The 24,101-nt window shown below is 54.6% G+C and carries 19 protein-coding genes, 1 tRNA gene and 1 pseudogene; 18 read left to right on the top strand and 3 right to left on the bottom strand.

All coding sequences use genetic code 11. The features are described from left to right. Positions 1 to 58: 58 nt before the first annotated feature. The 9 genes from MMW58_RS25765 to MMW58_RS25805 all read left to right on the top strand — a co-directional run bounded on the left by MMW58_RS25765 (position 59) and on the right by MMW58_RS25805 (position 12,776). Positions 59 to 892, top strand: a complete 834-nt coding sequence (locus MMW58_RS25765) for a TerY-P anti-phage system-associated VWA domain-containing protein (protein WP_241722387.1) — start codon at positions 59 to 61, stop codon at positions 890 to 892. 7 nt (positions 893 to 899) lie between these two features. Beyond that, positions 900 to 1,619 (top strand): TerY-P anti-phage system serine/threonine phosphatase, encoded by a 720-nt coding sequence (locus MMW58_RS25770; RefSeq protein WP_241722388.1) that lies wholly within the window; start codon positions 900 to 902, stop codon positions 1,617 to 1,619. A 98-nt stretch (positions 1,620 to 1,717) separates the two neighbouring features. Further along, positions 1,718 to 2,865, top strand: a protein-coding gene (locus tag MMW58_RS25775) for an IS3 family transposase (protein ID WP_241722389.1) whose coding sequence is annotated in 2 segments (ribosomal slippage) — positions 1,718 to 1,955 and positions 1,955 to 2,865 — 1,149 coding nt in all. Because the reading frame shifts where the segments join, the coding sequence is not laid out codon by codon here. Positions 2,866 to 2,906: 41 nt separating this feature from the next. Then, entirely contained in the window at positions 2,907 to 4,568 is a 1,662-nt protein-coding gene (locus tag MMW58_RS25780; protein ID WP_371823022.1) for a serine/threonine protein kinase, read from the top strand. A gap of 65 nt (positions 4,569 to 4,633) precedes the next feature. Further along, complete coding sequence (locus MMW58_RS25785) at positions 4,634 to 5,176, top strand: hypothetical protein (protein ID WP_241722391.1); 543 nt, start codon at positions 4,634 to 4,636, stop codon at positions 5,174 to 5,176. Continuing rightward, positions 5,173 to 5,454 (top strand): hypothetical protein, encoded by a 282-nt coding sequence (locus MMW58_RS25790; protein ID WP_241722392.1) that lies wholly within the window; start codon positions 5,173 to 5,175, stop codon positions 5,452 to 5,454. Before MMW58_RS25785 ends, MMW58_RS25790 begins: the two co-directional genes overlap by 4 nt. A 355-nt stretch (positions 5,455 to 5,809) precedes the next feature. Then, the gene (locus MMW58_RS25795; RefSeq protein ID WP_241722393.1) at positions 5,810 to 8,170 is read left to right on the top strand and encodes a type I restriction-modification system subunit M; all 2,361 of its coding nucleotides are present in this window, start codon (positions 5,810 to 5,812) and stop codon (positions 8,168 to 8,170) included. After that, entirely contained in the window at positions 8,170 to 9,531 is a 1,362-nt protein-coding gene (locus MMW58_RS25800) for a restriction endonuclease subunit S (protein WP_241722394.1), read from the top strand. Before MMW58_RS25795 ends, MMW58_RS25800 begins: the two co-directional genes overlap by 1 nt. Next, positions 9,528 to 12,776: a type I restriction endonuclease subunit R gene (locus MMW58_RS25805; protein ID WP_241722395.1), complete on the top strand. Its 3,249-nt coding sequence runs from the start codon at positions 9,528 to 9,530 to the stop codon at positions 12,774 to 12,776. The genes MMW58_RS25800 and MMW58_RS25805 overlap by 4 nt, the downstream gene beginning before the upstream one ends. A 165-nt stretch (positions 12,777 to 12,941) precedes the next feature. Here the strand turns inward: MMW58_RS25805 and MMW58_RS25810 are convergent. Then, positions 12,942 to 13,103 (bottom strand): annotated as a pseudogene (locus tag MMW58_RS25810) (Arm DNA-binding domain-containing protein); the annotation flags it as partial. A 198-nt stretch (positions 13,104 to 13,301) separates the two neighbouring features. After that, positions 13,302 to 13,386, bottom strand: a tRNA-Leu gene (locus MMW58_RS25815). A gap of 281 nt (positions 13,387 to 13,667) precedes the next feature. Here MMW58_RS25815 and MMW58_RS25820 point away from each other — a divergent pair. The 9 genes from MMW58_RS25820 (at position 13,668) to MMW58_RS25860 (ending at position 22,470) form a co-directional block, all read left to right on the top strand. After that, positions 13,668 to 14,681 carry an HNH endonuclease gene (locus MMW58_RS25820; RefSeq protein WP_159237948.1) on the top strand — a complete coding sequence of 338 codons (1,014 nt, stop codon included), beginning with the start codon at positions 13,668 to 13,670 and terminating at the stop codon, positions 14,679 to 14,681. Beyond that, positions 14,681 to 15,259: a class I SAM-dependent methyltransferase gene (locus MMW58_RS25825; protein ID WP_241722396.1), complete on the top strand. Its 579-nt coding sequence runs from the start codon at positions 14,681 to 14,683 to the stop codon at positions 15,257 to 15,259. Before MMW58_RS25820 ends, MMW58_RS25825 begins: the two co-directional genes overlap by 1 nt. 146 nt (positions 15,260 to 15,405) lie before the next feature. Next, the gene (ahr, locus tag MMW58_RS25830; RefSeq protein ID WP_133601026.1) at positions 15,406 to 16,425 is read left to right on the top strand and encodes an NADPH-dependent aldehyde reductase Ahr; all 1,020 of its coding nucleotides are present in this window, start codon (positions 15,406 to 15,408) and stop codon (positions 16,423 to 16,425) included. Between the two features lie 187 nt (positions 16,426 to 16,612). Next, positions 16,613 to 17,485 carry a carbohydrate ABC transporter permease gene (locus tag MMW58_RS25835; RefSeq protein WP_241722397.1) on the top strand — a complete coding sequence of 291 codons (873 nt, stop codon included), beginning with the start codon at positions 16,613 to 16,615 and terminating at the stop codon, positions 17,483 to 17,485. After that, positions 17,475 to 18,362 carry a carbohydrate ABC transporter permease gene (locus tag MMW58_RS25840; protein WP_133601028.1) on the top strand — a complete coding sequence of 296 codons (888 nt, stop codon included), beginning with the start codon at positions 17,475 to 17,477 and terminating at the stop codon, positions 18,360 to 18,362. Before MMW58_RS25835 ends, MMW58_RS25840 begins: the two co-directional genes overlap by 11 nt. A 10-nt stretch (positions 18,363 to 18,372) precedes the next feature. Beyond that, positions 18,373 to 19,197: a phosphodiesterase gene (locus MMW58_RS25845; protein ID WP_241722398.1), complete on the top strand. Its 825-nt coding sequence runs from the start codon at positions 18,373 to 18,375 to the stop codon at positions 19,195 to 19,197. 5 nt (positions 19,198 to 19,202) lie between these two features. Beyond that, complete coding sequence (locus MMW58_RS25850; protein WP_241722399.1) at positions 19,203 to 20,276, top strand: ABC transporter ATP-binding protein; 1,074 nt, start codon at positions 19,203 to 19,205, stop codon at positions 20,274 to 20,276. Next, the gene (locus tag MMW58_RS25855) at positions 20,269 to 21,579 is read left to right on the top strand and encodes an ABC transporter substrate-binding protein (RefSeq protein ID WP_159237953.1); all 1,311 of its coding nucleotides are present in this window, start codon (positions 20,269 to 20,271) and stop codon (positions 21,577 to 21,579) included. Before MMW58_RS25850 ends, MMW58_RS25855 begins: the two co-directional genes overlap by 8 nt. Before the next feature lie 132 nt (positions 21,580 to 21,711). Continuing rightward, complete coding sequence (locus MMW58_RS25860; RefSeq protein WP_241722400.1) at positions 21,712 to 22,470, top strand: IclR family transcriptional regulator; 759 nt, start codon at positions 21,712 to 21,714, stop codon at positions 22,468 to 22,470. Positions 22,471 to 22,482: 12 nt separating this feature from the next. Here the strand turns inward: MMW58_RS25860 and MMW58_RS25865 are convergent, their stop codons facing one another. After that, positions 22,483 to 24,099, bottom strand: a complete 1,617-nt coding sequence (locus MMW58_RS25865; protein ID WP_241722401.1) for a glycoside hydrolase family 43 protein — start codon at positions 24,097 to 24,099, stop codon at positions 22,483 to 22,485. Between the last annotated feature and the right edge of the window lie 2 nt (positions 24,100 to 24,101).

The raw sequence follows: 24,101 nt of genomic DNA on the forward strand, positions 1-24,101 counted from the left end.
CTCGCAATTGTCTAACAAATTGATACGATGGAAATAGTCTCAATGAGGAAAATGACATATGGCATACGAAGCTCAGATCAGCCGTACTAATCCAGCAGCATTTCTTTTCGTCGTCGATCAGTCAGGTTCAATGTCCGACAAAATGTCTTCCGGCCGAAGCAAGGCTGAATTCGTCTCCGATGCGCTTAATCGAACTTTAATGAACCTAATCACTCGCTGTACCAAGTCTGAAGGCGTACGTGACTATTTCGAAATTGGTGTCTTAGGCTATGGTGGTCAAGGAGTTACTAATGGTTTCTCTGGCCCTCTGGGAGGACAAATCCTCAATCCAATTTCTGCTCTCGAACAGAATCCAGCCAGAGTAGAAGACCGCAAACGGAAGATGGATGATGGTGCTGGCGGAATCATCGAGACAGAAATTAAGTTTCCAGTATGGTTTGATCCTATTGCTAGCGGCGGCACACCTATGCGTGAAGCCCTAACAAGAGCCGCCGAAGAGTTGGTGACTTGGTGTGACTCTCATCCGGATTGCTACCCTCCAACGATCCTGCATGTTACTGACGGCGAATCAAACGACGGTGACCCTGAAGAGATTGCCAATCATTTACGGCAAATTCGTACCAATGACGGTGAAGTTCTGATTCTTAATATCCACGTCAGCTCCCTCGGAAATGATCCAATTAGATTTCCCTCGTCTGACTCATGTTTACCAGATGCATATGCTAAGTTACTTTTCCGCATGTCCAGCCCTCTTCCGGAGCACCTGGTACGTTTCGCGCAGGAAAAAGGCCATACAGTGGGGCTCGAATCTCGTGGTTTCATGTTCAACGCTGAGGCAGCCGAACTTGTCGATTTCTTCGACATCGGAACTCGTGCTTCTCAATTACGTTGAATCAGCAATGAAACTGGAATTTTCAGGGACAGTTCCAAAAGATCCTGAATGCCCTGAGGCAAATGAGGATAAATTTGCCTTCTCCGAAGACGGGAGAAGGCTTGCTCTCTGTGATGGGGCGAGCGAGTCCTTTAACTCAAAGTTATGGGCTGATCTTCTTGCTCGTAAATTTAATGAAGATCCGAGAGTAAATCCTGAGTGGATAGCATCTGCTTTGGCTGAATATTCTGCCGTCCATGATTTCCCGTCTATGTCCTGGTCCAAACAAGCAGCATTCGAACGAGGAAGCTTTGCAACACTCATAGGTGTAGAGCAATTTGAAGAGCATCAGACGGTAGATATTCTTGCTATTGGAGATAGCATCACCATGCTGGTTGATTGCGGGAAACTCATTCGCGCATGGCCTTTCGATAATCCACAAAAATTTAATGAGCGGCCAACACTGCTTGCTACGCTCACCGCTCATAACGATTTCGTCGGCGGAAGCAGTTTCTGGACACAACATGGGAAAACTTTTTACCTTGAAAAACTCACCCAACCCAAACTCCTCTGTATGACAGATGCGCTCGGCGAATGGGCACTGAAACAAGCGCTGGCAGAGGATTCTGGTTTTATCGAATTACTTTCGTTGCAAACTGAGGAACAGCTTGCAGAGCTAGTACTGAGAGAGCGTGCAGCAAAACGTATGCATATCGACGACTCAACGCTGCTTGTACTTTCGTTCTAACGCGGAAATAAAGATGCCTTACCCGTCACTCGAACTGAATCGCCACGGGTTTAACAGACACCTCAGAGTCATTTAAGATGGCTTAAAGAGAGGTGCCCATGAGCGGTAAGCGTTATCCCGAAGAGTTTAAAACTGAAGCAGTCAAACAGGTTGTTGATCGCGGTTATTCTGTTTCCAGCGTTGCAACACGTCTCGATATCACCACCCACAGCCTTTATGCCTGGATAAAGAAGTACGGTCCGGATTCTTCCACTAATAAAGAACAGTCAGATGCTCAGGCCGAGATCCGCCGTCTCCAGAAAGAGCTGAAACGGGTTACCGACGAACGGGACATATTAAAAAAAGCCGCGGCGTACTTCGCAAAGCTGTCCGACTGAGGTACGCCTTTATCCGTGACAACTCCTGTTGCTGGCCTGTTCGCCTGCTCTGTCGGGTGCTGGATGTTCATCCCAGTGGTTTTTACGCCTGGCTTCAGCAGCCGCATTCACAACGCCATCAGGCAGACCTGAGACTGACAGGACAGATTAAACAGTTCTGGCTGGAATCGGGATGCGTCTATGGTTATCGCAAAATCCATCTGGATCTGCGGGACAGCGGGCAACAGTGCGGAGTGAACAGAGTCTGGCGACTGATGAAACGTGTCGGGATAAAGGCTCAGGTCGGATACCGGAGCCCGCGGGCACGTAAAGGCGAGGCCAGTATCGTGTCGCCCAACAGGCTCCAGCGACAGTTCAATCCGGATGCTCCGGATAAGCGTTGGGTAACGGACATAACCTACATCAGGACCCGCGAAGGCTGGCTGTATCTTGCCGTGGTTGTTGATCTGTTCTCACGCAAAATTATCGGCTGGTCCATGCAATCCCGGATGACAAAGGACATTGTCCTGAACGCACTGCTGATGGCTGTATGGCGCCGTAATCCCCAAAAACAGGTGCTGGTTCATTCGGATCAGGGCAGTCAGTACACAAGCCATGAGTGGCAGTCGTTCCTGAAATCACACGGCCTGGAGGGCAGCATGAGCCGTCGCGGTAACTGCCATGATAATGCGGTTGCAGAAAGCTTTTTCCAGTTGTTGAAACGCGAACGGATAAAGAAAAAGATCTACGGAACGCGGGAAGAAGCCCGCAGCGATATTTTTGATTACATCGAAATGTTTTATAACAGTAAGCGTCGGCATGGTTCCAGCGATCAGATGTCACCGACAGAATATGAAAACCAGTATTATCAACGGCTAGGAAGTGTCTAGATTATCCGTGGCGATTCAAACAATATAATCAAGCATTTCAGCTGCATAGTAAGCTGTTAATCGATCCTGAATTAAAATCTGGCTCTGTTGCCACAACAGGGTTGGGTCTACCCCTAGCCATCAGCGGTGGCTTTGCACTGACCTATACGATCAAATCAGGCATTAAGAAATACGCCGTTCGTTGCTTTCATAGAGAGTCAAAGGCTTTAGAACGCCGTTATGAGGCTATCTCGAGGAAAATTTCTAGCCTTCGCTCCCCCTATTTTCTCGACTTCCAGTTTCAGCCCCAAGGGATCAAAGTAGAAGGAATATCTTACCCTATTGTCAAAATGGCATGGGCCAAGGGAGAGACACTTGGAGAATTCCTTGAGGTCAACAGGCGTTCTGCGCAAGCAATAGCGAAACTATCTGCATCGATTGAATCACTTGCTGCCTACCTTGAAAAAGAAAAAATAGCACATGGTGATTTCCAGACCGGAAACCTGATGGTTTCCGATGGAGGTGCAACCGTCCAGTTAATCGACTATGACGGAATGTTCGTTGATGAGATTAAGACATTAGGAAGCTCGGAGCTGGGGCATGTCAATTTTCAACATCCTCGCCGTAAAGCAACGAATCCGTTCAATCACACTCTGGACCGTTTCTCACTCATTACGCTCTGGTTAGCTCTTAAAACCTTGCAAATCGATCCGTCCATTTGGGATAAATCAAATTCGGAACTTGATGCAATCATTTTTCGAGCTAATGACTTTGTAGATCCTAGTTCATCTTCTATCTTAGGGATGCTTGCGGGCATTCAACAGCTTTCCCCCCATGTAAAGAATTTTGCCGCAGTATGCGCTTCAGCAATGGAAAAAACACCTTCCCTTGATGACTTCATTGCTGGCAGAAACATTCCTGTATCCCTGGCAACTATTAGTATAAATGGAGATATACCAAGCAGCAGACTGAAACCTGGTTACATTGGTGCCTACACCGTCCTGTCAGCCATGGATTACAGTGCTTGCCTTCAGCGAGTTGGTGATAAAGTTGAAGTTATCGGTAAAATTATTGACGTCAAACTTAGTAATGCCCGAAATGGAAAACCATACATCTTCGTTAATTTCGGCGATTGGCGCGGTAATATATTCAAAATATCAATATGGAACGAAGGCATTAGCGCTTTGCCTTCAAAACCTGATGCCTCATGGATCGGGAAATGGATTAGTGTAATCGGTCTTATGGAACCGCCCTACGTCAGTGGGAAATACAAATATTCACATATCTCAATAACAGTTACGACCATCGGGCAAATGACCGTTCTTTCAGAAACAAATGCCCGTTGGCGTCTTGCTGGACCAAACGATAGTCGACAAACATCAACTTCTACTAGAAATAATCAGAAAGCCCTTGAGCGGATTAAGGGTAATAGCACCAGTGCAACACCTCAACCTATGAGCACTAACGTCACAACTGCAAACCAGGCAATCCTCAACAAGTTACGGGGTTCTACACAAACTGCATCGCCAGCAAGAGCGCAAACTCAGAATGTAGTACCTAATAAATCATCAACGCATTATGTGGCACCGACGAGAACACCAGCTTCACAGCCGGTATCACCAATTCAAAACATCCCGAGTAAGGCTGTTACTTCAAATCAACAGACTTCTAAGACAAATGTAATCATAAAGATTCTCAAATGGCTTTCGAGATTGTTGCATTAGTCAGCAAGGCGGGCGATCCGCTTACCAAATGCTTGTTTCCTAACTATCGAAAAATAAGGTAAAAAATGGACGTAGAGAAAATTCAGTCAGATATAGATGCTCTTTTGACATATATGAACGATGACATGGAGAACCTCGGAGAAACGATCAAAACGGTTTCATTTGGATTTGATATGGACCAGAACGATCGCATTGCTATTGACGAGCGGCTTCACTGGTCGGAAGAGTATTTGTTCAAAATCATCAACATCTGCCATTCCCGTTCTCTTTTGCGCAAGGACTATGGAGATTTTGAACATGTATCCCTGACAGAAGAAGGTCAAAGCCGGGCTATATCAGTCAAACATGGGAAAAACCGTTCTTACGAGTTAGGAGCCAGCATGCAAATAGCGACGCTAAATGTTCATGGGCCAGCGCAGGTTGGTAATGGTAATACACAAAACATTCACAATGTATTTAATCAATTACTTCAGCAGATCGAGGAATCTTCAGCTTCTGACGAAGAAAAGCAGGAAGCCAAAAACCGTCTGGCGAAATTTTTGGAACATCCTTTGGTTGGCTCTATTGTCGGAGGTCTTGCTGGTTCTCTTCCTGGTCTAGTGGGATGATGGAAGACCTTAAAAAAACGATCCGGCTGCGCTGTGCATTCTGCCGTTCGGAACAGTTCGCCTTACCTTACGAGGGTTACTCCCCCCCAGGTCATAGCTTTGTCGTTTGTGCTAACTGCGGGAGGGAAAACGACGTCACATCTCTGCTCATCGTTGCTAAATCGAAAGGGATGGAAATAGCTGAAGAGTATGCTGATGAACTAGTTGAACAGATGACGAAAGATCTGTTTAAAACTTTTAAAAACAGTAAATTCATAAAGATAAAGCGATTATGCTAAAATCAGCATGGAGGACGTATGTCGAAGACGAAAGTACTGTTTGCTTATTGTCATGAATTAGAACGATGCATATCCATTGATGAGGCAAGAACAGAATTCTTTTCAAGAAAGCCGTACGACAGACAACGACTCATTTTCTCCTGCATCGATCGCAACTGCACAACGCTTCCATTTCTGAATAGCCTTTTGCTACACGTTTTGCCACATATTGGATTGCCCTCCTAAGACTGGGCATTTCTTTGTCCCATATCGGTTGCGATAGTCCCTGTAGCAGGTATTATTTTACGCACTATATTCCAAAACGTTTTTTTGCCGGAGCATTTTGCTTCATGGCTGCGATCTCCCCGAGGGTTTCATGACTAACACTAACTTTTCTCAAACGGCTGCGTTTATCTGGTCGGTGGCTGACTTGCTGCGCGGTGACTTCAAACAGTCCCAGTACGGGCGCGTGATCCTGCCCTTTACGCTGCTGCGTCGCCTTGAGTGTGTGTTGGCGGAGACCAAAGACGCGGTTGTGGCGAAATATGATGAATTAAAAACCAGCCCACTGTCGGAAGATGCCCAAGAGAAGTTTCTGCTGCGCGCCAGTGGCCTTTCCTTCTTCAACACCTCGAAGATGGATCTGGGCAAGATGGGGCAGAACGACATCAAAGCCAACCTGGAAAGCTACGTACAGGCGTTCTCTCCGGACGCGCGTGAAATCTTCGAGCACTTCAAATTCAGCGAGTTTGTCGGCCTGCTCGAAGATGCCAACCTGCTGTTTAAAGTGGTGAAGAAATTCGCCACCACTGATTTGAGCCCGAAAGCGATTTCCAACTATGAGATGGGCCTGGTGTTCGAAGAGCTTATCCGCCGTTTCGCGGAAAGCTCTAACGAGACAGCTGGTGAGCACTTCACTCCACGCGATATCGTGCGTCTGACAACTTCGCTGGTGTTTATGGAAGATGACGAAGCGCTGACGCAGGACGGTATCATCCGCACCATTTATGACCCGACGGCCGGGACCGGCGGCTTCCTCTCTTCGGGAATGGAATATGTGCACGAACTGAACCCTAAAGCAGTTATGCGTGCCTTTGGTCAGGAGCTGAACCCAGAATCCTACGCAATCTGTAAAGCCGACATGCTGATTAAAGGCCAGGACGTCAGCCGCATTAAGCTGGGTAACACCCTCTCTAACGACCAGCTGCCGCTGGATCAGTTCGACTACATGCTCTCTAACCCACCGTTTGGCGTAGACTGGAAAAAGATTGAGGGCGAGATCAACGACGAACATACGCAGAAAGGCTTTAACGGTCGCTTTGGCCCGGGCCTGCCGCGTGTTTCCGACGGCTCGCTGCTGTTCCTGATGCATCTGATCAGCAAAATGCGCGACAACCACAATTTGGATGGCACCGTGAGCAACGGCGGGCGTATCGGGATTATCCTTAACGGTTCGCCACTGTTTACCGGTGGTGCGGGCAGCGGTGAGAGCGAAATCCGCCGCTACATTCTGGAAGCCGATTTGCTGGAAGGTATAGTCGCGCTGCCAACGGATATGTTCTACAACACCGGCATTGCCACCTACGTCTGGATCCTCTCCAACAAGAAAGCGCCTGAGCGTAAAGGTAAAGTACAGCTGATTGATGGCACTAACCTGTGCGGCAAGATGCGTAAATCGCTGGGTTCCAAGCGCAACCTGATGGGTGAAGACGATATCAAGCTTATCACGCAGACCTTCGGTGATTTTGAGGTAGTGGACGCCATTACCCTGGAAGAGCTTGGTCTGGAAAAAGCCGCCGAGCAAAAATCCAGCCGTGGCCGTCAGCCAGCCTCTGCCAAAACCGAAGCACCGAAAACCTTCGCCAGCAAAATCTTCAACAGCACTGACTTTGGCTATCGTCGCCTGACCATTGAACGCCCGCTGCGGTTATCCGCACAGGTGGCCGATGAAGCGATTACGACTCTGCGCTTTGCGCCGAAGCCGTTTAACGCGCCGATGGAACGTCTTTATGAAGAGTTCGCATCCCAATGGCAGGAGGACACCTACGGTGATTTCTCCGAACTGGAGGCAGAAGCGCGCGCCATCATCAAAGCCGAATTTGCCGAGCTGAAAGAGAAGCAGATTAAAGATCTGCTCGACAGCAAACTGTGGCTGGCACAACGCGGGTTAATGGAAAAGGCACAGCAGATTCAGACGGCTCTGGGTACACAGGCGGGTGGCAAAACGCTGGTGAGCAATGACTTCAACCAGTTCCAACTGACCCTGAAAGGGGCCATCAAAACGGCCGGCGTGAAGCTGGATGCGAAAGAGAACAAACAGTTTATCGACGCTATCGCCACGAAAAATCCGGATGCCGAGCCGGTGGTGAAGAAGGCGCTGAAAGAAGCCGCTCAGCCGCTGTACGGTGCGTTTGAATATAAAGGCAAGGTCGTTGAGTTTGAACAAGATGGTGAACTGCGCGATAACGAAAACGTGCCGCTGAATCCGGCATTGTCCACCAGCGACCTGATTGAAAACTACTTCAAAGCAGAAGTCCTGCCACATGTGAATGACGCCTGGATCAACGCCGATAAGCGTGATGCGAAAGACGGTGAGGTGGGGATTGTTGGTTACGAGATTCCGTTTAACCGTCATTTCTACGTCTATCAGCCGCCGCGGCCGCTATCCGAGATTGATGCCGATCTGGATGTGGTCAGTGCCGAGATTATGAAACTGCTACAGGAGGTACATTCCTGATGGCTAAGTATAAGGCGTATCCGGAGTATAAGGATTCAGATATTGAGTGGCTGGGAAAAGTTCCTAGTGGCTGGTTATTGAAAAAAGCTAAATACATTTTTCAGAGAGTACAGCGTCCTCTTCGAGATATTGATGGTGTGGTGACTGCATTCCGTGATGGGCAGGTTACTCTCAGGACTAATCGACGAACCGATGGATTCACAAATTCTGTTAAAGAGATTGGTTATCAAGGTGTACGTCGTAACGATTTAGTAATCCACGCGATGGATGGATTTGCTGGTGCTATAGGTGTTAGTGATTCTGACGGAAAATGCTCTCCTGTTTGTTCGGTATGCATTCCTTGGCAAGATCAACCTCTAAATATGCGCTTTTATGGGTATTTAGTTCGACAGTTGGCTGTGACTGACTTTATTCTTTCTTTGGCGAAAGGTATACGTGAGCGTTCAACAGAATTCAGGTTTAATGAATTCTCGGGGTTGATGTTGCCCATCCCTCCAGTATATGAGCAAGACCAAATCGCCAAATTTCTCGACCACGAAACTGCAAAAATCGACAACCTGATCGAGAAACAACAGCAGTTGATTGAACTGCTGAAAGAAAAACGTCAGGCAGTGATTAGCCATGCCGTTACCAAAGGGCTAAACCCTGATGTGACGATGAAAAATTCTGGTGTTGAATGGTTGGGGGTGGTGCCGGAGCATTGGACGGTTTGTAGACTTAAGCAAATCATTAAAAGTGGCACTTCGATATCTTATGGAATTGTTCAGCCTGGTGACTCTTTAGATGAGGGAGTTCCCTTTATACAAACAACCAATATTTCACAAGGGAATTTGCAATTAGAAAGCCTCCCAAAAACCTCAAGGAAAATTGAACAGAATTATCATCGATCACGACTTGATGGGGGCGAGGTTATCTTAGGTATAAGGGCGTCTATAGGTTCCGCGTATGTAGTCCCGCTTGAATTAAAAGGTGCCAATTTATCACGTGGTGTTGCTAGAATTCAGCCGGGGAGTAGTATTACTTCTGATTATTTGGTTTGGTACTTAAAAACCAATGCAGTTGAACAATATTGGGCGTTAAGTAAGCAAGGAAGTACTTTCAGCGAAGTTTCAATAGAGACTGTTAGAGAATTAGCTGTCTGTGTTCCCCCTAAAGATGAACAATACAACATTGCGTCTCGTTTAGAGGGGGTACTAGATAGAATTCATAAGCTAATTGTTAAATCAGAAATAAAAATGAGTTTGCTTAGAGAACGCCGCACCGCCCTTATCTCCGCCGCCGTCACCGGAAAATTCGACGTCCGCGACTGGGTTGCCCCTGATACGCAGGAAATTGAGGAGCCACAGGAGGCTACCGTATGAGCATGGACAGCACCAAAGAGCTGATTTTTCAGGATGAGATAATCGCTCAGATGCTCGAAAGAGGCTGGGTTCGTGGCAAAACAGACGGCTACGATCGCGAACGTGCGCTTTACTCGCAGGATGCGCTGACCTTTGTGCAGACCACGCAGCCGCAGGAGTGGGAGAAGTTTGCCAAAATTTATCCTAGCGATACCGAACGTCATTTCCTCGATGCGCTGGTGGCTCAACTGAAAAAAGCGGATATCAATGCCACCGATATGCTGTCGCGCACTTACGGCACCCTCGGCGTGCTGCGTCATGGTATCAAAAGCCATAATGCGCGTTTTTCGCTGTGCCAGTTTAAGCCGGAGCATAACCTCAATCCGGAAACCCTGACGCGCTATAAACAGAATATCTGCCGTATCGTGCCGGAGCTGGTTTACAGCCCGCACGCCTCGAAAGCCGCATTTGAAGAAACAGGTATAAAAGCGAAGAAGTGGCGTATCGACCTGGTGTTATTCGTTAATGGCTTGCCGATAGCGACTCTGGAGCTGAAGTCTGAATTTAAGCAGGCGGTACAAAACGCCATTACGCAGTATAAGAAAACGCGTTTGCCGAAAGATCCAGGCACCAATAAACCTGAGCCACTGCTGACCTTTAAACGCGGAGCGCTGGTGCACTTTGCCGTCAGCCAATACGAAGTGTTTATGGCCACCAAACTCGAGGGCGATAAAACTTTCTTCCTGCCGTTTAACAAAGGCACCCATGACGGCGGTGCGGGGAACGACATCCCGGAAGATGCCAACGACTACGCCACCAGCTACCTGTGGAATGAGGTGCTGCTGCCGGACAATCTGCTAAAAATTCTCGCCAGTTTTGTGCATCTACAAATCGTCGAAAAAGAAAACGCCATTGGCCTGAAGTACAAAAGCGAGAGCCTGATTTTCCCGCGCTACCACCAGTGGGACGTGGTGAACAAACTGATTACCGCCGCAACGGTGGAAGGGACCGGCAATAAATACCTGATTCAGCACAGCGCGGGGTCGGGCAAATCGAACTCTATCGCCTGGACGGCCCATCAGCTTTCCCGCCTGTACGATGAAAATGGCGAGAAGCAGTTTCACTCGGTGATTGTGGTGACAGACCGCACCGTGCTCGACGATCAGCTGCAGGACACCATCTATCAGTTTGAACATCAGGACGGCGTGGTTGGACGTATCAATAACAAAGAAGGCGACGGTTCTAAATCGGAAAAGCTAGCCAGCGCGTTGGAAAACTCGCAGCCGATCATTATCGTCACCATCCAAACCTTCCCGTTTGTCCTGAAAGCCATCGAAAACAGCGTCAGCCTCAAGCAGCGTAAATACGCGGTGATTGCGGATGAAGCGCACTCCTCGCAGAGCGGCTCTACCGCGCGCCAGCTGAAAGAAGTACTGATGACCGAAGAGACGGATGACGATGTGGAGATGTCTTCAGAAGATATTCTGGACGCAACCGTCGCCGTGCGTAAAGGTAGTAACAACCTCAACTATTACGCCTTCACCGCTACGCCGAAAGCCAAAACGCTGGAGCTGTTTGGCCGTCGCCCGAATCCGCAGGAACCAGCGTCGAAAACGAACAAACCGGAAGCGTTCCACGTTTACTCCATGCGCCAGGCCATCGAAGAAGGCTTTATTCTTGATGTGCTGAAGAACTACACCAACTACAAGGTAGCCTACAAGCTGCTGCAAAAGCTGGACGATCCTGACCGGGAAGTGGACAGCAAAAAAGCTAAGATCAAACTCAACCAGTGGGTCTCGCTGCACGACCATAACGTGTCGCAGAAAGTGAAAGTGATTGTTGAGCACTTCCGTAAGCATGTGATGCATTTACTGGCCGGCCAGGCCAAAGCGATGGTGGTGACCAGTTCGCGCAAAGCGGCGGTGCGTTACAAACTGGCGTTTGATAAATACATCGCTGAGCAAAAGTACGACAAGATAAGCGCGATGGTGGCGTTCTCCGGGGAAGTGGAATTCAACGAAGATGACCATGACAGCCTTGCGCTACTTAACCAGAAGTTCACCGAGATCAACATGAATCCAGGCCTCAAAGGCCGGGATATGCGTAAAGCGTTTGATACCGACGACTACCAGGTAATGCTGGTGGCCAACAAATTCCAGACCGGTTTTGACCAGCCTAAGCTGTGCGCCATGTACGTGGATAAAAAGCTGGGCGGCGTGGAGTGCGTACAGACGCTGTCACGCCTGAACCGCACCTATCCCGGAAAGGCGCAGTCCGGCACCTTTGTGCTCGATTTTTACAACGAACCCGACGAGATTTTGGCTGCTTTCCAACCGTACTACCAGACAGCGGAACTGACGGATGTTAGTGACCCACAGCTGGTCTTTGAGCTGTTTGAAAAGCTGCGTACCAGCGGCATTTTTCTGTGGAACGAAGTGGAGCAATTCTGCGAGGCGTTCTTTAGCAAAAACAAATCCAACGCAGCCATTAGCAATATCTGCAAACCTGCGGTGGAGCGCTGGAAGCATCGCTACACCTCTGCGATTGAGGCGTATGTTCAGGCCAAAGAGATATTTGAACGCACCAAAAAAACAGGCGATATTGTTCTGATTACCAATGCGGAAAACACCTTCAAAGAGTGCGAGAAAGAAAAAAGTAAGCTGGATATCTTCAAGAAAGATCTCGGCAGCTTTGTTCGCTTTTACGAGTTTATGTCGCAAATCGTCGATTACGATGACAAGAACTTAGAAAAACTAAGCCTGTTTGCCCGTCATCTGCGTCCGTTGTTGCATGAGCAGCGTATCGAAGAAGACGAGATTGATTTAAGCAACGTGGAGATGAGTCATTACCGCCTGTCGAAGCTCCATGAACAGCACCTGAAGCTGCAGGAAGATGCGGCGGACTACAAAATCAAACCGGGTAATGATGTCGGTACGGCGAAGCCAAAGGACAAGAAAGAAGAGTTTCTGTCGAATATTCTGGCTCGATTGAATGAGCTGTTCGTCACCGATAATCTGTCCGATAAAGACATGATTAATTATGCCTTTGCGGTGCGCGATAAGTTGTCAGAAAACCAGGCGGTGATGACCCAGATTGCGAACAATACGCGCGAACAGGTGATGCTGGGCGATTTCCCGAAAGCCATTGATGATGCCGTGATGGACAGCAACGATGCCCAGCAGGAGATGATGGTGCAGTACCTCTCTAACCCTGAACTGGCGAAAGGCTTTGCTCGGGTGGTGTTTGATATGCTGAAAGGGGCTTAACGCTTTTTTATCAAGGGGGTGGACTGACCCCACCCCGACGAGCAGGAGTTAAAGGGCGGCGGAAAGCGGCTTTGTACTTACGAATTGTCACAGTACTTGTTTACACTGGTGATTCGTTCACAGTCATGCCCCTTTTCGAAGACGTTCGACACCTCGTGACCGGCCCCCCAGCGCCAGCATGTTCTCCTTACTGCCAAAACGATAACGAAGCCGCCAGTATTTTGAGCCGTTAGGGTGAACCAGCAAAACCATACCGTCGCCGTCAGTAAGTTTATAGGCTTTTGCTTCCGGCTTAGCCGAACGAACCTTCACATCACTCAGAGCCATGATGAGTATCCTTTCAAGGGTTCTGTGTGGGTACAAACATTATCGAACCGGGAAATACCCGCAGTTGTACCCGCATCAGTAAGTTGATGTAGATTGAATCAGGTTGACTTAGGTTGAGTGAAAAAGCGAGGAAAGCCTTGCGGATACTGGATTTCAGGCACAAAAAAAGACGTCCGTTGACGTCTATTGATGTTCCGATGGTGCCGAAGGCCGGACTCGAACCGGCACGTATTTCTACGGTTGATTTTGAATCAACTGCGTCTACCGATTTCGCCACTCCGGCACAGAAGGGATACGGAAACGTTGTGGATTATACCTGTCGTTGGCTGCCATGCAAGCAACAGCGTATGCCGGCTACGCTAAGTGTCGAAAAAAACAGCGTAACCCGCCTTTTACCGCGCTAACCCGCGCGCTCCCCTGCTCTCTCAGGCACTTATCTCCGAACCTGCTCGCAAAAACCTGCAAACGCTTCAGGGCGGTTTACATTTCCAGCCATTTGTTATCAGATCCTGTTATTGGTTCGCGTAATAACGCCGATACTTTCCCAATAACAGGGTGCCCGCTATGCGTTTCTATCAGATCGAACCCACGCTGGAGAACTACTGGCGCGGCATTATTCTGTTTGGCAAGAACGTCGCCTCCTATAAGTTCGCGCTGGCCCACGCCCTGTACGACGTCCGCCGCGACGGCAGCGACCTGATCCTGCTCGAGGACCTGGCGCTGCCCTTCAGCCAGCATCTGTGCCGCCATCTGCAGCAGGCGCCGAAGCAGATCACCTCCGCCAGAAGCCAGTTCCTTAATACCTGCGACAGCTTTAACCGCCGGGAGATAAGCCAGGATCGGCTCACCGCCGCCACGGTGAAGCTCGGCTTTAGCGTGGTGCTGGATAAGTTTCATAACGTCAATCAGGGCGAAATCGATAAGCGCTTTTTTATCGACGAGCGCAAGACGCACAAGGGCATCCGCCTGACCGACAGCTTTTACCGGCTGACGGAGCGCCAGCAGTACCCGAACCTGATCCATGAAACCGAGGCCCGCTGGCGGCTGGTCGAGCAGGCGTGGGCGATGAACGTCTCCCGCAGCCTGATCGCCATCGAGTACGATGCGGCCGAACAGCAGCTGTTCAGCGCCAGCAGCGCCCGTCGGGTAGCCATCTCCAGCTGTCGCGACAGCCTCAACGGCTACCAAAAAGGGCGATGCTTCTACTGCTACGCGCCGGTTAGCCTCGATAGCGGCGACGAGAACCTGGCCGACGTCGACCACTTTATCCCGTGGAGCGCCCGTCATGAGGTGGGCAATATCAACGGCGTCTGGAATCTGGTCCTCGCCTGCCGGAGCTGCAACCGCGGCGAACGGGGCAAGTTTATGCGGGTGCCGTCGCAAAAATTACTCTACCGGTTGCGCGACAGGAACGAATATTTTATTACCAGCCACCTGCCGCTGCGCGAAACACTCATCCGTCAGACCGGGAGCACGCCGGCGCGCCGGCATGATTTTTTAAACAACGCCTGGAATACCGCGCGTATTACCCTGCTTCATGAATGGGAGCCCCAGGCCGCCGGGCCGGATATCTTCTGATGACCATCAACTATTACCAACACAACGCCGACAGCTTTTTTACCGCCACCGTCGCTGTCGATATGTCCTCCCTGTACGCTCTCTTCGTTGAGGCGCTAACCCCGCCGGAGCTGATCCTCGATGCCGGCTGCGGTTCCGGGCGCGATGCGAAAGCTTTCGCAGAGATGGGCTATCGGGTCGAGGCCTTTGACGCCTCCTCGGAAATGGTGGCGCGGGCAGCGCGCTACAGCGGGCTGCCGGTCCGCCAGCGCAGCTTTACCGACATCAGCGAAACCGCGCGCTACGATGGGATCTGGTGCTGCGCATCGCTGCTGCACGTGCCTGGCGATGAGCTGCCCGGCGTGATGCAGCGGCTGGCGACGGCGCTTAAACCCGGCGGCGTCTGGTACGTCTCGTTTAAATACGGAACCGGCGAGCGCGAAAAAGAGGGGCGACGCTTTACCGACCTCGATGAAGCGGGCCTCGCGGCGCTGGTCGCCGCTCTGGCAGATATCGATATCACGCGGATGTGGCAAACCCAGGATAAGCGCCCGGACCGCAGCGAAACCTGGCTGAATGCGCTGCTGCTGAAGGCCTGAGCCTGCGCGCCCTTCCCCTCGCCGCCGAGGGGAACTCTGGCCGCTCTTCGTTTCTCGCCCCTCTCCCACACCTCCTTCTGCCAGGCGGTGCCATCCCCAATGCTCTACACTTCCTGATTATCTACGCCAAACCCAAGGAAACCGTCATGAGCATAATTAAAAGCTACGCCGCCAAAGAAGCGGGCGCCGATCTGTCGCTGTGGGAATACGACGCCGGCGAACTCCGGCCGGAAGATGTCGAGGTCCAGGTGGAGTACTGCGGCATCTGCCACTCGGACCTGTCGATGATCGACAACGAATGGGGCATGTCGAGCTACCCGCTGGTTGCCGGGCATGAAATCATTGGTCGCGTCGCGGCGCTGGGCAGCGCGGCGCAGGAGAAAGGGCTGAAGGTCGGCCAGAAGGTCGGCATCGGCTGGACGGCGCGCAGCTGCGGGCACTGCGACGCCTGTATCAGCGGCCACCAGATCAAATGTCTGGAAGGCTCGGTGCCAACCATTGCCAACCGCGGCGGCTTCGCCGATAAGCTGCGCGCCGACTGGCAGTGGGTGATCCCGCTACCGGAAAGTATTGATATCGCCTCCGCCGGCCCGATGCTCTGCGGCGGGATCACGGTGTTTAAACCGCTGCTGATGCACAACGTCACCGCCACCAGCCGCGTCGGCGTCATCGGTATCGGCGGCCTCGGCCACATCGCCATCAAGCTGCTGCGCGCGATGGGCGCGGAGGTCACCGCCTTCAGCTCCAACCCGGCGAAAGAGCAGGAAGTACTGGCGATGGGCGCCGATCGCGTAGTCAACAGCCGCGATCCCGAAGCCCTAAAAGCGCTGGCCGGCCAGTTCGACCTGATCATTAACACCGTGGCGGTGGATCTCGAATGGCAGCCGTACTTCGAAGCCCTGGCTTACAGCGGCAAATTCCATACCGTCGGCGCGGTGATGAAGCCGTTCCCGGTACCCGCCTTTACCCTGATCCGCGGCGACCTCAGCATCTCCGGTTCGGCGACCGGCAACCCGTCCGAGCTGCGCGCGCTGATGAAGTTCGCCGGGCGCAGCAAGGTCGCGCCGATCACCGAGCAGTTCCCGATGTCGCAAATCAACGAGGCGCTCAAGCACGTGCGCGAAGGCAAGGCCCGCTATCGGGTGGTGCTGAAGGCCGACTTCTGACGATCTCCGCCGCGCTCAGGCCGCATATACGCTGCCTGAGCACCGGTCTGTAACCTCTCAGCCGGGCGGCCCGTCTGCCCGGCAGCTGCGCCCCCGGTCATTAAATAGTCATCTTCCCGCCATACTTTTGCAGTCAAAGCTTCTCACAATCCGTGCTTCGACAATGCCCGATTGAGACGTCGCCGTTATGAGAAAAAGCTGGCTCCCCTGGCTGATACTGTCACCTTCGCTGCTGTTTTTGCTGCTGTTTACCTGGTTCCCGCTGGGGCGATCGGTCTACGACAGCCTGTTCGATACCCGGATGGTCAGCGACGGCGCGCAGTTCGTCGGCCTCGATAACTTCACCCGCCTGTTCGCCGACGGCGTCTTCTGGCAATCGCTGGTCAATAACCTGCTCTATATCCTGCTGACGGTGGTGCCCGGCGTGACCCTCGCCCTGCTGCTGGCCGTCGCGCTGAGCGAAAACCACCGCGTCAACCGCTGGCTGCGCACCGCCTTCTTCTTCCCGATGATTATCCCGATGGTCAGCGCCGCCGCGCTGTGGCTGTTTATCTTTATGCCCGGCCTCGGCCTGCTCGACCACTACCTGGCGAAGATCGTCGGCCCGATGAACAACAACTGGCTGGGGCGCAGCAACACCGCCCTGCTGGCGCTGGCGCTGATTGGGGTGTGGAAGTTTGCCGGCTACTACATGCTGTTTTTCCTCGCCGGCCTGCAGAGCATCCCGGCCTCGGCCCGCGAAGCGGCGATTATGGAAGGCGCCACCCGCAGCCAGGTGTTCTTTAAGGTCACCCTGCCGCTGCTGCGCCCAACTCTGAGCTTCGTCATCACCACGGCGCTGATCTACTCCATCACCCAGATTGACCACGTGGCGGTGATGACCCGCGGCGGGCCGGACAACGCCACCACCGTGCTGCTCTACTACATCCAGAACCTGGCCTGGGATACCCACGACCTCGGCAAAGCCTCCGCCGCCACCTTCCTGACGCTGGCCGGGCTGTTCGCCTTCTCGCTGCTTAACCTCAGACTGCTGGAAAAAGGAGCCCACCATGAGCGCTGAAATCTCGCCCCTGGCCGTGCGCTCGTCGGGTGCCTCGCGTCCGCTGTGGCTGCGCCTGCGCCGTTCGCAGCCCTTCACCCTCAGCGTGCTGATGTGCTGCCTGGCGCTGCTGTGGGTGAGCCCGTTTATCTGGATGCTGGCAACCTCGTTCAGCGCCACCACCTTCGGCGAGGATATGGCCTCGCTGCTCCCCAGACTGCCGCTGACCCTCGATAACTTCCGCGACGCCTGGGCCAGCGCCGACTGGCTGAGCCTCTACGCCAACACCATTATCTTCACCTTCGGCACCTTCTGCGTGCAGCTGCTGACCATCACCACCGCCGGCTACGTCTTCGCATGCCACGAGTTCCGCGGCAAGCAGACCCTGTTCCTGCTGTTTCTGGTGCAGCTGATGATCATGCCGGTGGTGATGATGGTGCCGAACATGCTGACCCTGAAAACCTTCGGCCTGCTCAACACCCTCACCGGGGTGATGATGCCCTACTTCACCTCGGCGTTCGGCGTGTTCCTGATGCGCCAGGCGTTCCTCGCCATCCCCAAAGAGCTGGAGGAGGCCGCGCTGATGGAGGGCTGCCGCTGGTGGCAGGTGCTGTTCCGCGTGCTGCTGCCGATGTCCTGGCCGTCGGTGCTGGCCTTCGCCACCGTCAGCATTACCTACCACTGGAACGAATACCTGTGGCCGCTGATGATGCTCAACGATCCCGATAAGCAGGTGCTGACCGTGGGGCTGGTCTCCTTCGCCATGGGCGCCGAATCCGGCGGCCAGTGGGGCACCATCGGCGCCGGGACGCTGATGGTCTGCCTGCCGCTGATGCTGGCGTTCATCCTTTTCCAGAAACAGTTCCTGCGAAGCTTCGGCTTCTCCGGGATCAAATAAGGAGTTATTGATGCTGTTAGCGCAAATTTCCGATACCCACTTCCGCAGCCACGGCCAGAAGCTGTACGGCTTTATCGACGTTAATGCCGCCAACGCCGACGTGGTTTCCCAGCTCAACGCCCTGCAGGAGCGTCCGGACGCGGTGGTGGTCAGCGGCGATATCGTCAACTGCGGCCGCCCGGAGGAGTACGAGGCGGCCCGCCAGATCCTCAGCGGCCTGAACTACCCGCTGTATCTGATCCCCGGCAACCACGACGATAAAGCGCTATTTCTCGAATACCTGCATCCGCTGTGCCCGCAGCTCGGCAGCGATCCGCAGAACATGCGCTATGCGGTGGACGATTTTGCCACCCGCCTGCTGTTTATCGACTCCAGCCGCGCCGGCACCTCCAGCGGCTGGCTGACCGACGAGACCATTAAATGGCTGGAAGCCCAGCTGTTCGACGGCGGCGATAAGCCCGCGACGGTATTTATGCATCACCCGCCGCTGCCGCTGGGCAACGCCCAGATGGACCCCATCGCCTGTGAAAACGGCTATCGCCTGCTGGCGCTGGTGGAGCGCTTCCCGTCGCTGACGCGCATTTTCTGCGGCCACAACCACAGCCTGACCCTGACCCAGCACCGCCAGGCGATTATCTCCACCGTGCCGGGAACCGTCCATCAGGTGCCCTATTTCCACGAAGATACCCGCCCGTACTACGACCTGTCGCCGGCCTCCTGCCTGATGCACCGCCAGGTGGGCGAGCAGTGGGTGAGCTACCAGCACTCGCTGGCGCACTATGCCGGGCCGTGGCTGTATGACGAAAACATCAGCTGCCCGACGCAAGAGCGCTAATCACGATGCTGAGCCTGCAAAATATCACCAAACGCTTCGACGGCAAGCCGGCCCTCAGCACCCTGTCGCTGGATATTCACGAAGGCGAGTTCGTGGTGCTGGTCGGCCCCTCCGGCTGCGGTAAAAGCACCCTGCTGCGCCTGCTGGCCGGGCTCGATCGGGTCAGCGACGGTGAAATCTGGCTGCACGAGCAGAACATCACCGATATGTCGCCGCGCGAGCGCAACTTCGCGATGATCTTCCAGAACTACGCCCTGTTTCCGCATCTGTCGGTGCGCGACAACATCACCTTTGGCATGAAAGTGCGCAAGGAGGAGAAGGCCAGCTGGCAGCCGCGGGTGGATAACGTCGCGCAGATGCTGCAGCTGGACGCCCTGCTGGATCGCAAGCCAGCGAAGCTCTCCGGCGGCCAGCGCCAGCGGGTGGCGATGGCCCGCGCCATCGTGCGCAATCCGCGGCTGTTCCTGATGGATGAGCCGCTCTCCAACCTTGACGCCCGCCTGCGCAGCGAGGTGCGCGACAGCATTATGGACCTCCACCAGCAGTTGAAAACCAGCACCGTGTACGTCACCCATGACCAGACCGAGGCGATGTCGATGGCCGACCGCATCGTGGTGATGAACGCCGGCCACGTGCAGCAGGTCGGGCGTCCGGAACACCTCTACGCCCACCCGGCCAATCTGTTTGTCGCCGGGTTTATCGGCTCCCCGGCGATGAACCTGCTGTCGCTACCCTGCGCCGACGGCGAGGTGCGGCTCGGCGAGCTGCGCCATCCGCTGCCGCCGGGCTATCGCGACGAGTCCCGCGTCTGGCTGGGCATCCGCCCGGAACATATCAGCGATCGCGTGGAAGAGGGCCACCTGCGCCTGCCCGCCACCGTGCTGCAACGAGAACTGATGGGGGCCGATTACCTGCTCCACGTCAGCACCCCCATCGGCACCCTGCGCTTTAGCCGCCGGCACCGCGGCGCGGTGCCGGAGAAAGGCGATTCGCTGATCCTCGGCTTCTCGCCCGGGGATATTCATCTTTTTCATGCTGAGAAACAGCATAATTTACTCCAGGAGATTGACCATGCTTAAGCCCTTAGCGGCCATCACCGTCAGCCTTAGCCTTGCCCTTTGCGGCGCGGCGCTGGCGAAAGAGAAGATCGATTTCATGTTCCCGGCGCCGGTAGACGGCAAGCTGACCATGGAGATGACCCGCGTCATCAAGGCCTTTAACGACTCGCAGCAGGACGTCGAAGTGCGCGGGATCTTTACCGGCAACTACGACACCACCAAGATCAAAGCCGAGTCGGCGCAGAAGGCCGGGCAGCCGCCGGCGCTGGTGATTATGTCCGCTAACTTCACCACCGACCTCGCGCTCAAAGATGAGATCCTGCCGATGGACGAGCTGTTCAAATACGGCGACCAGAAGGCCGGGGATTTCCTGGTCAAAGAGTTCTGGCCGGCGATGCACAAAAACGCCCAGGTGATGGGCACCACCTACGCCATTCCGTTCCATAACTCGACGCCGATCCTGTACTACAACAAAACCCTGTTCGAGCAGGCCGGGATCAAGCAGCCGCCGCAGACCTGGGCCGAGCTGCTGGCGGATGCCAAAAAGCTGACCGACGAGAGCAAAGGCCAGTGGGGCATTATGCTGCCGTCCACCAACGACGACTACGGCGGTTGGATCTTCTCGGCGCTGGTGCGTGCCAACGGCGGGAAATACTTTAACGAAGACTATCCAGGCGAGGTGTATTACAACGCCCCGACCACCATCGGCGCCCTGCGCTTCTGGCAGAACCTGGTCTATCAGGACAAGGTGATGCCCTCCGGCGTGCTCAACTCGAAGCAGATCAGCGCGTCGTTCTTCTCCGGCAAGGTCGGGATGGCGATGCTGAGCACCGGCGCGCTGGGCTTTATGCGCGAGAACAGCAAAGACTTCGAGCTCGGCGTGGCGATGCTGCCGGCCAAAGAGCAGCGCGCGGTACCGATCGGCGGCGCCAGCCTGGTGAGCTTTAAAGGCATTTCCGACGAGCAGAAAAAGGCGGCCTATCAGTTCCTCACTTACCTCGTCAGCCCGCAGGTCAACGGCGAGTGGAGCCGCTTCACCGGCTACTTCTCCCCGCGCAAAGCCGCCTACGATACGCCGGAAATGAAGGCCTATCTGCAGCAGGACCCGCGCGCGGCCATCGCCCTGGAGCAGCTGAAATACGCCCATCCGTGGTACTCCACCTGGGAAACCGTCGCCGTACGTAAGGCGATGGAAAACCAGCTGGCGGCGGTCGTCAACGATGCGAAGGTCACCCCGGAAGCGGCGGCCCAGGCCGCGCAGAAAGAGGCCGATGCCCTGATGAAGCCGTATGTCGATAAAACCGCTCTCGCGGAGATAAAGTAAGCCCCCACCTCGTCGCCCCGACGGCCGCACCGCGCCGAGCGGGGCGACGAGGCATTTTCACCCCAGCCGTTTGATTTTTCAGCGCAAAAAAGGTACTTTTTCACCCTCTCCCCGCGCGAATGGTCGTACATAATGCCTATTATTCAGTCTGTTGAACGTGCCTTGACGATCCTCGATCTGTTTAACGACCAGGCGAAGGAGCTCAAAATCACCGACATCAGCAAGCAAATGGGCCTGAGCAAAAGTACGCTCCATTCGCTGCTCAAAACTCTGCAGCTGCACGGCTATATCGATCAGAACCCGGAAAACGGCAAATACCGCCTCGGCATGAAGCTGGTGGAGCGCGGCCACTTTGTGGTGGGCTCAATGGATATCCGCCAGAAGGCGAAGGGCTGGCTGACGGAGCTCTCCCAACATACCGGGCAGACCACCCATCTCGGTATCCTCGACGGCCGCGAAGGGGTCTATATAGAAAAGATTGAAGGCCGGCTCGCCGCCATCGCCTACTCGCGCATTGGCCGCCGCCTGCCGGTGCACGCCACCGCCATCGGCAAGGTGCTGATTGCCTGGCTGAGCGACGCCGAGCTGAATACCCTGCTGGATGGCTATCAGTACACCGCCTTCACGCCCGCGACCATCACCTCCCGCGAGGCGCTGCTGGATGTCCTGGCGCAAACCCGCTCCCGGGGCTACGCCCTGGATAGCGAAGAGAACGAACAGGGCGTGCGCTGCGTGGCGGTGCCGGTGTGGAATCATGAATCGCGGGTGATTGCCGCCCTGAGCCTCTCCACCCTCACCTCACGGGTGGACGACGACGAGCTCACCCGCTACCGGCAGCAGCTGGAAGAGGCCGGGCGCCAGCTGTCAAAAGCGCTGGGCTACCCGGCCTGATGGCCTGGTCCTCTACCGGCAGGGCAGGTAGCGGAAGTAGTCAAAATCAGCGTAGCAGCCGTCGCCGCTGATATCCTCGCAGTGCAGGCCGACGAACGCCCCGGTAAAGAACCCGCGGCCGCCGATATAGTCGTCCGACAGCTTCCACGCCGCGTAGTCGATCGGCACCCGGTGCCAGTTCTCGCCGTCAAACGAATAGCTGTAGCGGTACACCAGATGGTCAACGTCCACCCGCAGCCACAGGCTCTGCGCCTCGTCTGGCACCGGGATCGGCTGCTCGTGCAGCGGCCAGGAAGGCACGTTGTGGTCGAGCTGCAGCACCTTCAGCGTTCTGCCCCGCCCCTCTTCGAAATCGACAAAACAGTAGCTCCAGTTTTTGCTGTTGTAATAGCAGGTTAAACCGGCGCTCTGCTGGAAGTTCTCCGGCGCAAACTCCATCCGCGTTTCGGCGCGGAAGGCAAAGTGCTGCCAGCGCCGCGCCACGGTGGACTGGGTAAAGGTGGAGTTAAGCGAATCGTTGCCGTACAGGCGCAGATAGCCCGGCCGGGCGCTGAGGGAGCCGAGCGTCTCATCGAAGGGAATGCGCAGGGTTTGTAGCTCCGGGTCGAGGGTCGCGCCGTCGAACTCGTCGCACCACGCCGGCTCAGCCGGCGCCTGGCTTTCGATCATCTGCGGCCCCGCCACCGTCAGCGCCGCGTGCTTGCCGCCCTCGATAACCGGCCAGCCGTCGCGCCAGGCGACGGGCGTAATGCCGGTTTCACGCCCCAGCGAGCAGTAGCCGCGCCCGCCGGATGCCAGCAGCGGCACGCCGGGCAGGCGCTGCGGGCGGCTGACGAGGTACGCCATATACCACTCGCCGGTATGCGTCTCCAGCAGCGAACCGTGGCCGCTTTTCTGCAGCGGGTTCTCCGGCAGGTGCCAGCTGCTCATCAGCGTCACCTCCGGAGAGAGCTCGTAGGGCCCGTCGATATTTTTCGCCCGCAGCACCACCACCGCGTGCTCGTAGCCGGTGCCGCCCTCCGCGACTAGCAGGTAGTACCAGCCCTCTTTGCGGTACAGGTGCGCCCCTTCGGTATAGCGCAGGTCGGTGCCGGTAAACAGGGTTTTGCGCGTCTTCGCCAGGGTTTGCGTCTGCGGGAAGTACTCCTGCATGACGATGCTACAGTGCGGATCGCTGTGGTGGCGCGGCCCCCACGGGCGATAGATGTAGTATTTGCGGCCGTCGCTATCGTGAAACAGCGACGGGTCAAAGCCGCCGTTGCCCATCGCAATCGGCTCGCTCCACGGGCCTTCGACGGACGGGGCGGTCACCAGATAGTTGCGGCCGTTTTTCCACGGCGAGTCGACGATTTTGACATCGGTATACAGCAGCCAGAACAGGCCGTCGGCGTAGCTCAGGCACGGCGCCCAGATGCCGCCGGAGTCGGGGTTGCCTTTCATATCCAGCATCGACACGCGATCCAGAGGCGTGCTGGCCAGCGACCAGTTTTTCAAATCCCGAGAGTGGTAAATGCGCACGCCCGGAAACCACTCAAAGGTGGACGTCGCGATGTAGTAATCCTCGCCCTGCCGGCACAGCGACGGGTCGGGGTTGAAGCCGGTCAAAATCGGGTTAGTAATCGTGTACATAT

This window comes from Klebsiella sp. HC6 (assembly GCF_022605325.1).
Lineage (GTDB): Bacteria > Pseudomonadota > Gammaproteobacteria > Enterobacterales > Enterobacteriaceae > Klebsiella > Klebsiella terrigena.